Genomic DNA, 12,598 nt, shown 5'->3' with positions numbered 1-12,598 from the left:
CATGTTGGCCATCATGTCCTGCTGGTACTTCTCGTTCATCTTCTGCGTGGTGCCCTGCATGCTGATCTGGAACGGGATCGAGGTGTGCTCGATCGGGGTTCCCTGCGGGCGGGTGATGGCCTGCACGCGGCCGACCCCGGGCACCCGGAAGACGGACTTCGCGATCTTGTCGATCACCAGGAAGTCCGCGGAGTTGCGCAGATCGTGGTCGCTCTCGATGAGCAGCAGTTCGGGATTCATCCTGGCCTGCGAGAAATGCCGGTCGGCCGCGGCATAGCCGACCTGCGCGGGAAGATCGGTGGGAAGGTACTGGCGGTCGTTGTAATTGGTCTGGTAGCCGGGCAGCGCCAGCAGACCGATCATGGACAGCGCGATCGTTCCGACCAGCACCGGTCCGGGCCAGCGCACGATGACCGCGCCGATCTTGCGCCAACCGCGGGTGCGCATGGTGCGCTTGGGTTCCAGGGTCTTGCCGAACCTGGTGACGACCGAGATGACGGCGGGCCCCAGCGTCAGCGCCGCGAGAACGGCCACCACCATGCCGATGGACAACGGGATGCCCAGCGACGTGAAATACGGAAGCTTGGTGAAGTGCAGGCAGAACGTGGCGCCCGCGATGGTCAGACCCGAGCCGAGCACGACGTGCGCGGTGCCGTGAAACATGGTGTAGTACGCGGTTTCCCGGTCCTCACCGTCCCCGCGGGCCTCCTGATATCTGCCTATCAGGAAGATCGCGTAGTCCGTGGACGCGGCGATCGCCAAGGTCACCAACAAGTTCACCGCGAACATCGAGAGACCGATGATCTCGTGGTAGCCCAGGAAGGCCACCACACCGCGGGTGATGCCGAGTTCGACGACGACCATGGCCAGCACCAGCACGGTGGTGACAAACGATCGGTAGATGATCAGCAGCATGATGATGATGACGGTGAACGTCAGCATCTCGATGACCTGCACGCTGCGGTCGCTGGCGATGTGCTGGTCGGCCGCAAGTGCCGACGGGCCCGTGACGTACGCCTTCAGTCCGGGCGGTGGGGTGAGGCTGTCGACGATCTCCTGGGCCGCTTCCACCGACTCGTTGGCAAGTGCCTCGCCCTGGTTTCCCGCGAGGTAGGCCTGGACATACGCGGCCTTGCCGTCGGCACTCTGCGCGCCGGAGGCGGTCAGCGGATCGCCCCAGAAATCCTGGATGTGCTCGACATGCTTGGTGTCGGCTTCCAGCTTGTCGATCATCTCGTCGTAGAACGTGTGCGCGGCCTCGCCCAGCGGCTCGTCGCCTTCGAGCACGATCATGATCGAGCTGTCGGACTTGAATTCTTCGAAGACGGTGCCGACACGCTTCATCGCGATCATCGACGGCGCGCTGTCCGGGCTCATCGACACCGCCCGCATCTGCCCGACGGTCTCCAGTTGCGGGACGACGGTGTTGAGCAGGAACAGCACTGCGATCCAGGCCAGGATGATCGGGACGGCCAGCGTGCGGATGGTGCGGGGGATGACTCCCCGGTGCTGCGGCTGCGCCACCGGGAACGCGTCGGTGCGCGGTTCGTTTGAGGTCATGCGCTCTTCACCAGGCAGTAGGTGTGCGCGCCGACACCGTCGACGGTGCGTTCGTCCTTCACCTCGTCATCGACGGTGATCCGGCAGGACAGCGTGCTGCCATCGCCCTGCCCGGAAATGGTGGGGAACACCGAAGGCGCCGTGGTGCTCAGCGTGATCTCCCAGGGCAGCATGACGTTGTCGGCACGCACCGGACGGGCGTCGAGATCCATGTAGTTCACATTGGCCGTCGCGCCGGGCTCGCCCCACACCTCGTACTTGACGACCTTAGGGTCGAACGGCTCGGTGTCGTCGGAGGCGCTGTTCTCGGTCGAGATGTAGCCGGGACCGGTCCCGAAAAAGGTACGAACCCGCATCACGGTGAACGTCGCCACCACGACCACCGCCACGATGACCAGAGGGATCCACGCGCGTTTCAGAATCGTCGTCATCGAGATCGCGTTCCCCGTTGCCTTTTCTCACCTCGTCGTGACCGTCGGGAGCCGTCCAAGACCGGTCGAGGCCGGTGACTTTGAAAACTCTCACCTTCGCCACAGGTTAGCTTAGGTAAGCGAGAGCTTAGCTCATATAACAGAGTTGCGTCGCGCCGATATTGAGCGGGCGCACAGCGTGCTGGTCGCGGCCATCCCACGCCGCCTCCACCAGTGGTGATGGCGTCATCCCGAGCGCGCTTGGGTCGGCGCCGGGCGGACCGGCAGACGCTTTCAGCATCCTCTCAGTTACCTCTCAGCCCGGCCGCCGATCGCGGGTGGCCGCCCTCCTGTGATGGCACCCACCGAATTCCCGATTACGCCGATCCGGGCCTACCCTGGTGTGCCATGGGGTTCAAACTGCCGATGATCACCGCTGCCGGGCTGGCGCTCGCCGGACTGATCGCCGCGGGCCCGGCCGTCGCCGAGCCCACCGAGCCGGCACCCCCGGCTCCGCCCGTCAGCTCGGAACCGGCGCCCGATGCGCCGCCGCCGGCCACTCCGCTGAACGTCATCGACAAGGACGGCACCTACCGGGTCGGAACCGATATCGTGCCCGGTGTCTACGCCTCGGCCGGACCGTTCGCCGAGGGCACCTGCTCGTGGCGGCGGATGGCACCGGTGGTCACCGAGGGCGAACCCGGCGAGACGCTGGACCGGGCCTTCACCAAGCAGCCCCAGATCGTCGAGATTAAGGCTGACGACGGGTCGTTCAAGACCACCGGGTGCCAGACCTGGACGCTGACCAATCAGCCGCCGCCCGCGCCCGGTATGTCCCCGGTGCTGGCCGCACTGCAGTGGAAGCTCTACATGGACACGCTGAACCGCAACGCCGCGCAGTATGAGGCGAACCCGCCGCAACCTGCGCCCCCGCCGCCAGCCGCGCCCGGATCCTAGATTCCCAGCAACTGCCCGGCTGCGGGCTCCCACAACCGAACCGGTAGCGCTGTTATTCTTCGATGGCTGTCGGCTGTCTGGACGTTGGGGAGCGGTCCGCCCGGTCAGCGCGCGTAATCGCAAGTGAACAGCCGTAACCCGGGGAAAGAGTGTTGTGCGCAGCGGAGAAATAAAGGCCCTCACCGGTCTTCGTCTCTTCGCCGCCGTCTGGGTGGTGCTGTTCCATTTCCGCCCGCTGCTCGCGCAGGCGGTGCCCGACGTCAGCTCCGCGCTGGCGCCCGTGCTCAACAGCGGCGCTCAGGGCGTCGACCTGTTCTTCATCCTCAGCGGTTTCGTACTGGCCTGGAACTACCTGGACCGGATGGGGCCGTCGTGGTCGACGCGGGACACCCTGCATTTCCTGTGGCTGCGGCTGGCCCGTGTGTGGCCCGTCTATCTGGTGACGCTGCACCTGGCCGCGTTGTGGATCATCTTCACCCTCAACGTCGGACACGTCCCGGCCGAGAACGCCGACACCCTGACTGCCACCAGCTACATCCGTCAGCTCTTCCTGGTGCAACTGTGGTTCCAGCCCTACTTCGACGGCTCCAGCTGGGACGGCCCGGCCTGGTCCATCAGTGCAGAATGGCTGGCCTATCTGACCTTCGGGTTCCTGGCGCTGGTGATCTTCCGGCTGGCGCGGGCCACCCGCGCCCGTAGCCTGCTGCTGCTGGCGTTCGCCACCACCCTGCCGCCGGTGATGTTCCTGCTCGCCAGCGGCCAGTTCTACACGCCGTGGAGCTGGCTGCCCCGCATCCTGCTGCAGTTCACCGCCGGGGCCATCGCGTGCGCGGCGGTGCGCCGGCTCGATCCCAGCGACCGCACCCGGATGCTGGCGGGCGTCGGCTCGATGGCCCTGGTCGCGGCGATCATCGGCACCCTGTATTGGCTGGACGGTCATCCCATACCCGGGGTGCTCGACAGCGGTGGCGTCGTGGACCTGCTGTTCGTCCCGCTGGTCGTGATGCTCGCCATCGGGGCCGGCACGCTGCCCAGGCTGCTGTCCGTCCGCGCGCTGGTCTACGGCGGGCAGATCTCGTTCAGCCTGTACATGGTTCACGAACTGGTGCACACCGCATGGAATTGGGCGGCACAGCAGTTCGAGCTGCGGCTGGAGGGTCCGGCCGGGCCGTGGTGGCTGACGGCGATCTTCGCGGTGACGCTGGCCTGTTCGGCGCTGCTGTATCACGTGGTGGAGGAGCCGGCCCGGCACTGGATGCGTCGGATGTTCGACATCCGGGGCACGGTGTCCAGAATGCACCCGGCCGACGCCGACCGCGCCGAATCGAAATTGTCGGCCTGACGCGAATAGTTCTGTGCGGCAGTTCAACTGCCTGGTCCAGTAGGCTTACGCGGGTACTTCTAGCAGGAGGATGTCGTGCGTCGTGTGGCCGGTCTGGTGGTCTCGCTGGCCCTGTTGATCACCGCTTTCCCGCCCGCGGCGCCTTCGGTGCAGCTCGCAGGGCGGGAATCAGCGCTGAGCCGGGTCGCCGTCATCAGTGACTCCTACACCACCGGTACCGATCTCGGCGGTCTCGGCGCCAACGGATGGCCGGCACTGGCCTGGCGGATGTTGGCCGACCAGGGCAGATCGGTGACGGCCGATGTCGCCGCTGAGGGGCGTGCCGGCTACGGCGTGCGCGGTGACCACAACAGCACCTTCGGTGATCTGACCGCGCGGGCGGTCCGGCCCGATGACGCCCTGGTGGTGTTCTTCGGATCCCGCAATGATCAGCCGGTCGACGCGCTCGAGGTGGCCGGATTGGCCAGAAACGCTCTCGAACTCGCGCGCCGTCGGGCTCCCACGGCGCGCCTGCTGGTGATCGGTCCGCCGTGGCCCACCGCCGATGTTCCCGTTCGGATCACTCAGATCCGGGACGCACTGGCCGTCGTCGCCACGGCGTCGGGGGCCCGATTCGTCGACCCACTCGTCGAACGCTGGTTCGTCGGCAGGCCGGATCTGATTGCGGTCGACGGGGTGCACCCCACCGATACCGGGCACCGCTATCTGGCCGAGCGGATCGCCGGACTCATCGCGGCGGAACTGCCGCCGGTCCGCTAGACGTTCGCGCGGCGGCGGGCCTTGTCCTTCAACGGTTCCGGCAGCGCGTCGGCGACCAGCAGTGACGGCAGCAGGCTGCGATCCTTCATCATCGCGCGGAACACCACAGCGATCGTCACACCGTGGCCGGGGCGCTCGAGGATCTCGACCGCATCGCCGGCACGCACCACACCCGGGGTGATGACCCGCAGATAGGCGCCCGGCGCCGCGCGGTTGGTGAAGGTCTTCATCCAGCCTTCGATCTCCAGCCAGGCAGCGAACGTCCGGCACGGTGTGCGGGGACGTGTCACCTCCAGCACCAGGCCGCCGTCACCGACGCGCCAGCGTTCACCGATGACCGCGTTGGTGACGTCGATGCCCGAGGTCGTCAGATTTTCACCGAAGACGCCGTTGCCGATCTCCCGGTCGAGTTCGCCCTCCCAGGCATCGAGATCCTCCCGGGCATAGGCGTACACGGCTTGGTCGTCGCCGCCGTGGTGCTTCTGCTCGCTCACCAGATCGCCGACCAGTCCGCTGCCCAGACCTCCCCTCATGGGACCGGGTGCACGCACCTCGACCTCGGCGTCGGTGGGGCGCTTGTCGATACCGGTGGGCTTCTTCAAGGTATCGGGGTTGGTGCGCGGATGGGCGATGTTGACTGTCAGCACACTCGACATGCGGTCAGCCTAGTGCCACCCGATCGATACGGCCTTCCGCATAACCTGACAGCCATGTTCGTCACTCCGCGATATGGCGACGGCGCCCTCGCAGATCTTGTCCCATCGGTGCTCGGCGTGCTGGGGGTCGCCGGGGAGACCGATCGGATCGGACTGGGACTCGATGGTGCGCGGCGGGTGGCGATCCTGCTCATCGACGGTATGGGCGCCGAGCTGGTCGCCGCGCGCAGTGAGGTCGCACCATTCCTGGCCGGCCGACCCGCGCAGTCGCTGACGGCGGGTTTCCCGAGTACCACCGCGGCCAGTCTGGCCTCGTTGGGCACCGGACTACCCGCCGGTGAGCACGGTCTGGTCGGGTATCTGCTGGCGGTGCCCGATCACGACCGGCTGATGAATCCGCTCAAATGGCGGCTGATGGGTGAGGGGCCGAAGGTCGATCTGCTCAAAGAGATTGTCCCCGAGCAGTTTCAGCCGGTGGCGACGGCGTTCGAACGGGCCGCCGCCGACGGCGTGGTGGTGACGCAGGTGGCGCCGATGTATCAGGCGGGTTCGGGTCTGACCCGGGCGGCGTTGCGCGGCGGCGAGTTCCGGCCCACGTTCTCGTCCGGGGATCTGGTCGACGGGGTGATCGGCGCGCTCGGTGCGGGGGACCGCAGCCTGGTCTACGCCTACCACGGGGACCTGGATCTGACCGGGCACGTCCGGGGACCTGCCTCCGAATCGTGGGCGCTGGAACTGCAGCAGATCGATCTGACCATCCGTCTGATCGCCGAGCGGTTGCCGCCGGGTTCCGCCCTGATCGTGACCGCCGACCACGGCATGGTGCACGTCGCGGATCCGGTCGACTTCGATCAGCGCGCCGAACTGCGCGCCGGTGTGCGTGGGCTGGGAGGGGAACCCCGTGCGCGGCATGTGTACACCGAAGCGGGCGCCGCGCCGGACGTGGCCGCGGCATGGCGGGACACGCTCGGCGACGACTTCACCGTCCTCACCCGCGCCGAGGTGATCGGCGCGGGCTGGTTCGGGCCGATCGTGCAGGCACGGGTGCAGCCACGGATCGGGGATGTCGTGGTGGTGGCCAACGGTGAGCGCGCGATCATCCGGTCGGGTGCCGAGCCGCTGCAGTCGCGGCTGGTCGGCCACCACGGTTCGTTGACGTCTGCCGAAATGCTGGTGCCGCTGTACACGATTCGGTGACGCCCCCGCCGCAGGCTCAACTAATTCCCCGTCGCTGCGCTCACCCCGGCAAGAACTCGGCTAGCCTGCAGGTCTTGTGCAGACGCTGATCGATCTGGACACCGCACCGGTGTTCGCCATCCCCGCGCGCGACGGCGCCACCATGCACGAAGGCGTCCTCGTGGAGGGACCGCAGGGCTGGGGCGAGTTCAGCCCGCCGCCCGGGTGCCCGGACCATCTGCTCGTGCGCTGGCTGACCGCGGCCACCGAGCCCGGCACCGTCGGCTGGCCCGACGCCCGGCGCGGACGGGTGCCGGTCGCTGTGTCCGTGTCCGCGACGGATCCGGCGCGGGCCCATGAACTGGTGGCGGCATCCGGTTGCCGGACGGCGGCCGTCGAGGTGGCCGACCCCGCGCACGCCCTGGCCGATGATGTCGCCCGGATCGCGGCGGTGCGCGATGCGCTCGGCCCGGACGGCATCATCCGCTGTGATGCCAAGGGCAGGTGGTCGGTCGATGCTGCGGTGGCCGCCATCCCGGCGCTCGATCGCGCGGCGGGTGGGCTCGAGTTCGTCCAGCAGCCGTGCCGGAGCACCGCGGAACTCGCCGCCGTGCGTCGCCGGGTCGATGTGCGGATCGCGATCCACGAATCGCTGGAACAGTCGCTGGGAGATCCTGTACTGACCCAGGCCGCCGATGTTGCCGTGCTGCACTGCGGATCGCTCGGCGGGGCGCGACGGGCGCTGCGCATCGCTGAATCGTGCGGCCTGCCGTGCACCGCCACCTCAGGGGTGGAAACCAGCATCGGGGTGGCAGTCGGTGTGGCGCTGGCCGGCGCCCTGCCCGAGTTTCCGTTCGCCGGCACCCTGGGGTCGGGATCGCTGCTGAGTGCGGACCTGGTGGCCGACTCCCGCAGACTGGTCCCGGTCGACGGGTTTCTGCCGGTCGCGCCGATGTCGCCGGCGCCGTTGCCCGAGCTGCTGGAGCGGTACACGGTGACCGATCCGGCCCGAATCCGGTGGTGGCGGTCACGGCTGGAGAGCGCGATTGCACAATGAGGAGATGACTTCGGTGTCCGAACCGGCGGTCCTGCTCGGGCAGGCCCTTGCCCCGTCCAACCGTGTTGACCCCTACCCGGCGTACCGCGCGCTGCGCGAATACGGTCCGCTGCAGATCCCCGAGATCAGCCTGACCGTGTTGACCTCCTACGCCGACTGCGACGCCGCGATCCGGCATCCGGCATCGTCCAGCGATCGGATGAAGTCGGCCATCGCGCAACGCCAGATCGCCGCCGGTGAGGAACCGCGACCGTTCGGACTGGCCGGCCTGGTCGACAAGCGCCGTACCCCGGCCTTCCTGTTCCTGGATCCGCCCGACCACACCCGGCTGCGCAAGCTGGTGGCCAAGGCGTTCGCCCCGCGGGTGATCAACGAGCTGCGGAACGAGATCGTCGCCACCGTCGACGGACTGCTGGACACCGCGGAGGAACGGGGCGAGTTCGACGCCGTCACCGGCCTGGCGTACCCGGTGGCGGTCGCGGTGATCTGCCGGCTGCTCGGGGTGCCGGTCGAGGACGAACCCAAGTTCGGGCATGCCTCCACGCTGCTCGCGCAGACGGTGGACCCGTTCCTCACGGCAACCGGGGATGTGCCGGAAGGGTTCACCGACCGCATCGAGGCCGGCAAGTGGCTGCGCAAGTACTTCCGGGAGTTGATCAGCCGCCGGCGCAGCAGTCCCGGTGATGATCTGATCTCCGCGATGATCGCGGTCGAGGAATCCGGTGACCAGCTCAGCGAGGACGAGATCATCTCGACCTGCAATCTGCTGCTGATCGCCGGACACGAGTCGACAGTGAGCCTGATGGCGACCTCGGTGCTCGCGATGCTGCGGGATCGCACGCAGTGGGCTGCGCTGGGTGCCGATCCGTCGCGGGCATTGCGGGTCATCGAGGAGACGTTGCGCTTCGACCCGCCCGCTCAGCTGCTGGGCCGGGTGGCGGCCGAGGAGATGAGGCTGGGGGACACCGTGATCCCTCAGGGCGACACCATGATCGTGCTGCTGGCTGCCGCGCACCGTGATCCGGCGGCCAACCAGAATCCGGATGTCTTCGATCCCGACCGGGCCAACATCAAGCACCTCGGTTTCGGACATGGCGCCCATTTCTGCCTCGGTGCGCCGCTGGTGCGTCTGGAAGCCTCGATCGCGTTGTCCGCGGTGACGAAACGCTTCCCGAAGGCCGAACTCGGCGGTGACCCGCAGTACAAACCCAATGTGACGTTGCGCGGCATGCTGTCGCTGCCGGTGAATGTCTCCGGCTGAGCTGCTTCGGTCCTCGGTCAGAACGGCGGCGGATCGCTGTTGTTCTCAACGAGTTCTGCTGCGTTGCGCTGCCGCTCGGCTTTGATGCGTTGCGCACGATCCTGTGCGCGGGTGCGTTTTCGGGTGGGCATCTTGGCGTCGCGGTCGTGGTCGTTGATGAGGCTGATGGCGCGTTTTCGTGGGATGGGTGTCTGGATGTTCCAGTGCGGGAACATGATTGCCGCCCCGGGGGCCTTGGTGTAACTGTGCCCGGTCGGTGCTGACCATTGGATGCGTCCGTCGGGTTTCGCTGCCGGTTCCCAACCACAGAACGTCTTGATCAAATGGTGCAGACGGCACAGTGGTGCCAGGTTGCCCGGATGCGTCGCCCCGGCGGGCCACGGAGTCAGATGGTCGAGGTCACAGCGGTGCGCGGCCCGGTTGCAGCCCGGGAAGCTGCACGTCATGGCGCGCATGCGGACGAACGCGGTCAGTGCGGCCGAGGGCCGGTATTGGCGTTCCGCGGGCAGGTCGGCGATCTCGGAGAGCGGCTTTACCTTGGCGCCGGTCGCGACGAGGTCGGCCAGCATGGCGGCGGGAGTGATGGCGCCGTCGAGCGTGACCCCGGGGCTAGGATTGCACGCCGCAGGTGGGGTGCCGGCCGCGGGCGCGGCAGGTTCATTGCGGGCCGCAGGTTCGGCGGGCTCGTCGGGTTCGGATTCTGCTGCCGGAGTCTGCTGCTCTTTCTCCGGCGCAGTCTCGGTCTCGGCGGGCGCCGTTTCCGGGGTGCCCGTGGTGCCCGGGGTGGTCTGCCGCGGGGACTCTTCGCCGGCGGCCGGTATCTGGTCGGTGAGCACGTAGATGGTGACTGCGCCCGAGCGTGGGTCTTTCCCGCTGCCCTCACAACCAGCACCCCCACACGCGCACGCGAGCCGTTCCAGTTGCGGGCCGACCGCACCCAACGCGGCCAATGCCGCGGCACGTAGCTCGCCCCGCGCGCGGGGATCGTTGCCGCAGACGGTGTCGGCCAGGGCGTTGAGGCGTTGTTCGAGGATCTTTTTGTCGGTGACACGCAGCCTGCCCCAGAACGAGGACACCCCGTTGGGGTCGTCTTTGTCGTCGAACTCGACGTAGAGGTCTTTGGCGTTGCGTTTGGAGCGCACGACGGCTTCGGGGTCGAACTTCTCCACCCACAGATCGATGGCGCCGATCAACTGCTTCTCCGAATGCGCCCCGTACTCGCCCGCTTCACCGGCGATCGCGGTATCGATCAGCACGAGCGCGTCGTCGTCGTCGACGAGGTGGGTGCGCCAGGTGATCGCATCGATCACCGTCGCCGAGATCGCGCCTGTGGCGAACAGGGCGGCGGTGCGGGGCAGCCGGTCGCGAAGGGCTTGGGCGATGCGCATCTGTTTGGACGCGGCGTGGGTGTTCAGGTTGCAGGCCGCGGCCACCGCGGCCTGCGCCCACGCCCAACCGTCGATGACCTGATGGGCGATCACGTCGTCCTCGTCATCGCACTGGCGGGCCACCACCTCACCGATGAACGCCAACCGCGCCGCGGCAGCCATCGCCTCGTTCTGGGTCGCAGCAGTCACCGCCGAGATGAGCGCCTCATCGCTCAACCCGGCGAGTGCGGCCCGATCCAAGACTTCGAACATACGTGCGAGTGTAATGAAGGGGTACNGTCGATGACCTGATGGGCGATCACGTCGTCCTCGTCATCGCACTGGCGGGCCACCACCTCACCGATGAACGCCAACCGCGCCGCGGCAGCCATCGCCTCGTTCTGGGTCGCGGCCGTCACCGCCGAGATGAGCGCCTCATCGCTCAACCCGGCCAGTGCGACCCGATCCAAGACTTCGAACATATGTGCGATTCTACCGACGGGGTCGGACATCGGCATGAGTATTTTTCGGGCTGTGGATAACTGGTTCTGGGCTCGTGCCTGGCTACTCCTGCACCGCCTTGGCGACCGCCACACACGTCGTCAGCCACTTCGCGTCCGGCACCTCGTTCTCGGTGAGCTCCCACATCGCGTTGTGCATCATCCGCACGATCACCCACGCCCGCGCACGGTCGACATCCAGCCCGGCGGTCTCGGACAGCGTGTAGAAGCGGCGTCGCACACCTTCGCGGACATAACCGGAAAGCTCGTCCCAGCGGTCCCACAGCATCGGCGCGATCTCGTAGTGCGGATCGCCGCTCATCGGCTTCGGATCGATCACCAGCCAAGGTTCCCGATCCGCGGCCAGCACGTTCTCGTAGTGCAGATCGCCGTGGATCAGCGTGCCGGTGCTGGCCGGGTCGGACACGAAATCGGCTCCCAGTGACAGCGCCTGCTCGACGAGCCGGTGGGGCAATGCGGCGCTGCGCGGTAACTGCGCCAGGTCGGCATTCCATTTCTCGATGTACCCGACCAGCGGACGCAGCTGCGGCAGCGCGGGCACGTGGATGCGTCCGTACAGTCCGGCGACGATCTCGCACGCCTCAAGATCCCAGACGTCGTTGAGGTTGCGGGCATGCAGCCGCTCCAGCAGCATCGCGCGGCGGTAAGGGTTCGCGCGTAATAGACGCACGGTTCCCTGGCCGTCCCAGCGACGCAACGCCAGGTGTTCGTGTTCGGATTCATCGTCGGGGAACGCGATTTTGAGCATGGCGGATGCACCGTCGCCGGCACGCACCGGCAGCACGATCGAACAGAAACCGTATTGGGGTGCACCATCGGCGGCGAGATCCCACTCCTGGAGCTGGCTGCCGACCGACCTGGGTAGGTCGTCGACCCAGCGCTGCCATTCGGGTCCGCGGGCGGCCATCGCGAGGACCCCGTCGGGCAGGACGATCACGATTCGATGGTGCCACGCATCGTCACGGACCCCTCAGGCACACGAGCTGCGCCGTCTTTGACAGACTGGTGGACATGGCACAAATCACCATCAAGGGAAACCCCATCAACACGGCCGGCGAGCTGCCCGCAGTCGGCGCGCCGGCTCCGGCTTTCACCCTGGTCGGCACCGACCTCGGCGCGGTCGGCAATGACCAGTTCAGCGGCAAGGCCGTGCTGCTCAACATCTTCCCGTCGGTGGACACCCCGGTGTGCGCGACGAGTGTGCGGACCTTCAACGAGCGCGCCGCAGCCACCGGTACGGCGGTCCTGAACGTGTCCAAGGATCTGCCGTTCGCGCAGAAGCGTTTCTGCGGTGCCGAGGGCTTCGAGAACGTCCTGACGGCCTCGGCGTTCCGCGACAGCTTCGGTGAGGACTACGGGGTCACCCTCGTCGACGGACCGTTCGAAGGCCTGCTGGGCCGCGCGGTCGTGGTGATCGGTGCTGACGGCAACGTCGTCTACACCGAACTCGTCCCGGAAATCGCGCAGGAGCCCAACTACGATGCCGCGCTCGCCGCACTGAAGTAATCCGGCTTGCCACAACGGCACCGGTC

General features: G+C 67.4%; 12 protein-coding genes and 1 pseudogene. 7 read left to right on the top strand and 6 right to left on the bottom strand.

Annotated features, from left to right (window positions below; genetic code table 11):
- Together ASE48_RS33285 and ASE48_RS02740 are read right to left on the bottom strand one after the other, a co-directional pair.
- A partial coding sequence (locus tag ASE48_RS33285; RefSeq protein ID WP_235570649.1) for an MMPL family transporter occupies positions 1-1,560 on the bottom strand: 1,560 nt, incomplete at its 3' end.
- Positions 1,557-1,991, bottom strand: coding sequence for an MmpS family transport accessory protein (locus ASE48_RS02740; protein WP_057165435.1), 435 nt, complete (start codon positions 1,989-1,991; stop codon positions 1,557-1,559). The genes ASE48_RS33285 and ASE48_RS02740, both read right to left, overlap by 4 nt.
- Positions 1,992-2,378: 387 nt before the next feature.
- Here ASE48_RS02740 and ASE48_RS02735 point away from each other — a divergent pair, with 387 nt between their 5' ends.
- The 3 genes from ASE48_RS02735 to ASE48_RS02725 all read left to right on the top strand — a co-directional run bounded on the left by ASE48_RS02735 (position 2,379) and on the right by ASE48_RS02725 (position 5,028).
- A complete protein-coding gene (locus tag ASE48_RS02735) occupies positions 2,379-2,927 on the top strand; it encodes a hypothetical protein (RefSeq protein ID WP_057165434.1) in 549 nt (182 codons plus the stop codon).
- 154 nt (positions 2,928-3,081) lie between these two features.
- Complete coding sequence (locus ASE48_RS02730; RefSeq protein WP_057165433.1) at positions 3,082-4,269, top strand: acyltransferase family protein; 1,188 nt, start codon at positions 3,082-3,084, stop codon at positions 4,267-4,269.
- Positions 4,270-4,344: 75 nt separating this feature from the next.
- Positions 4,345-5,028, top strand: a complete 684-nt coding sequence (locus tag ASE48_RS02725; protein ID WP_057165432.1) for an Rv0518 family GDSL lipase — start codon at positions 4,345-4,347, stop codon at positions 5,026-5,028.
- Here the strand turns inward: ASE48_RS02725 and ASE48_RS02720 are convergent.
- A complete protein-coding gene (locus ASE48_RS02720) occupies positions 5,025-5,684 on the bottom strand; it encodes an MOSC domain-containing protein (protein WP_057165431.1) in 660 nt (219 codons plus the stop codon). The genes ASE48_RS02725 and ASE48_RS02720 overlap by 4 nt on opposite strands.
- A gap of 54 nt (positions 5,685-5,738) precedes the next feature.
- On the opposite strand from ASE48_RS02720, the gene ASE48_RS02715 reads away from it, so the two are divergent.
- The 3 genes from ASE48_RS02715 (at position 5,739) to ASE48_RS02705 (ending at position 9,178) form a co-directional block, all read left to right on the top strand.
- Positions 5,739-6,881, top strand: coding sequence for an alkaline phosphatase family protein (locus ASE48_RS02715; RefSeq protein ID WP_057165430.1), 1,143 nt, complete (start codon positions 5,739-5,741; stop codon positions 6,879-6,881).
- A 76-nt stretch (positions 6,882-6,957) separates the two neighbouring features.
- On the top strand, positions 6,958-7,917 hold the full coding sequence (locus ASE48_RS02710; protein ID WP_057165429.1) for an o-succinylbenzoate synthase: 960 nt from the start codon (positions 6,958-6,960) through the stop codon (positions 7,915-7,917).
- A 4-nt stretch (positions 7,918-7,921) separates the two neighbouring features.
- Positions 7,922-9,178, top strand: a complete 1,257-nt coding sequence (locus ASE48_RS02705) for a cytochrome P450 (protein ID WP_057165428.1) — start codon at positions 7,922-7,924, stop codon at positions 9,176-9,178.
- Between the two features lie 17 nt (positions 9,179-9,195).
- On the opposite strand, the gene ASE48_RS02700 is transcribed toward ASE48_RS02705, so the two are convergent.
- The 3 genes and pseudogenes from ASE48_RS02700 to ASE48_RS02690 all read right to left on the bottom strand — a co-directional run bounded on the left by ASE48_RS02700 (position 9,196) and on the right by ASE48_RS02690 (position 12,003).
- Positions 9,196-10,818 carry an HNH endonuclease signature motif containing protein gene (locus ASE48_RS02700; RefSeq protein WP_057165427.1) on the bottom strand — a complete coding sequence of 541 codons (1,623 nt, stop codon included), beginning with the start codon at positions 10,816-10,818 and terminating at the stop codon, positions 9,196-9,198.
- A 26-nt stretch (positions 10,819-10,844) separates the two neighbouring features.
- Positions 10,845-11,027, bottom strand: a pseudogene (locus tag ASE48_RS02695) (HNH endonuclease); the annotation flags it as partial.
- Positions 11,028-11,109: 82 nt separating this feature from the next.
- Complete coding sequence (locus ASE48_RS02690) at positions 11,110-12,003, bottom strand: aminoglycoside phosphotransferase family protein (RefSeq protein WP_057165425.1); 894 nt, start codon at positions 12,001-12,003, stop codon at positions 11,110-11,112.
- A gap of 74 nt (positions 12,004-12,077) precedes the next feature.
- On the opposite strand from ASE48_RS02690, the gene tpx reads away from it, so the two are divergent.
- On the top strand, positions 12,078-12,572 hold the full coding sequence (gene tpx, locus ASE48_RS02685; RefSeq protein WP_057165424.1) for a thiol peroxidase: 495 nt from the start codon (positions 12,078-12,080) through the stop codon (positions 12,570-12,572).
- The last annotated feature ends 26 nt before the right edge of the window (positions 12,573-12,598 follow it).

The organism is Mycobacterium sp. Root265 (genome assembly GCF_001428895.1).
In the GTDB taxonomy this organism is placed as follows: Bacteria; Actinomycetota; Actinomycetes; order Mycobacteriales; family Mycobacteriaceae; genus Mycobacterium.
Note: the sequence above shows the minus strand (reverse complement) of the source record. Positions and strands in the feature narration are given on the sequence as shown.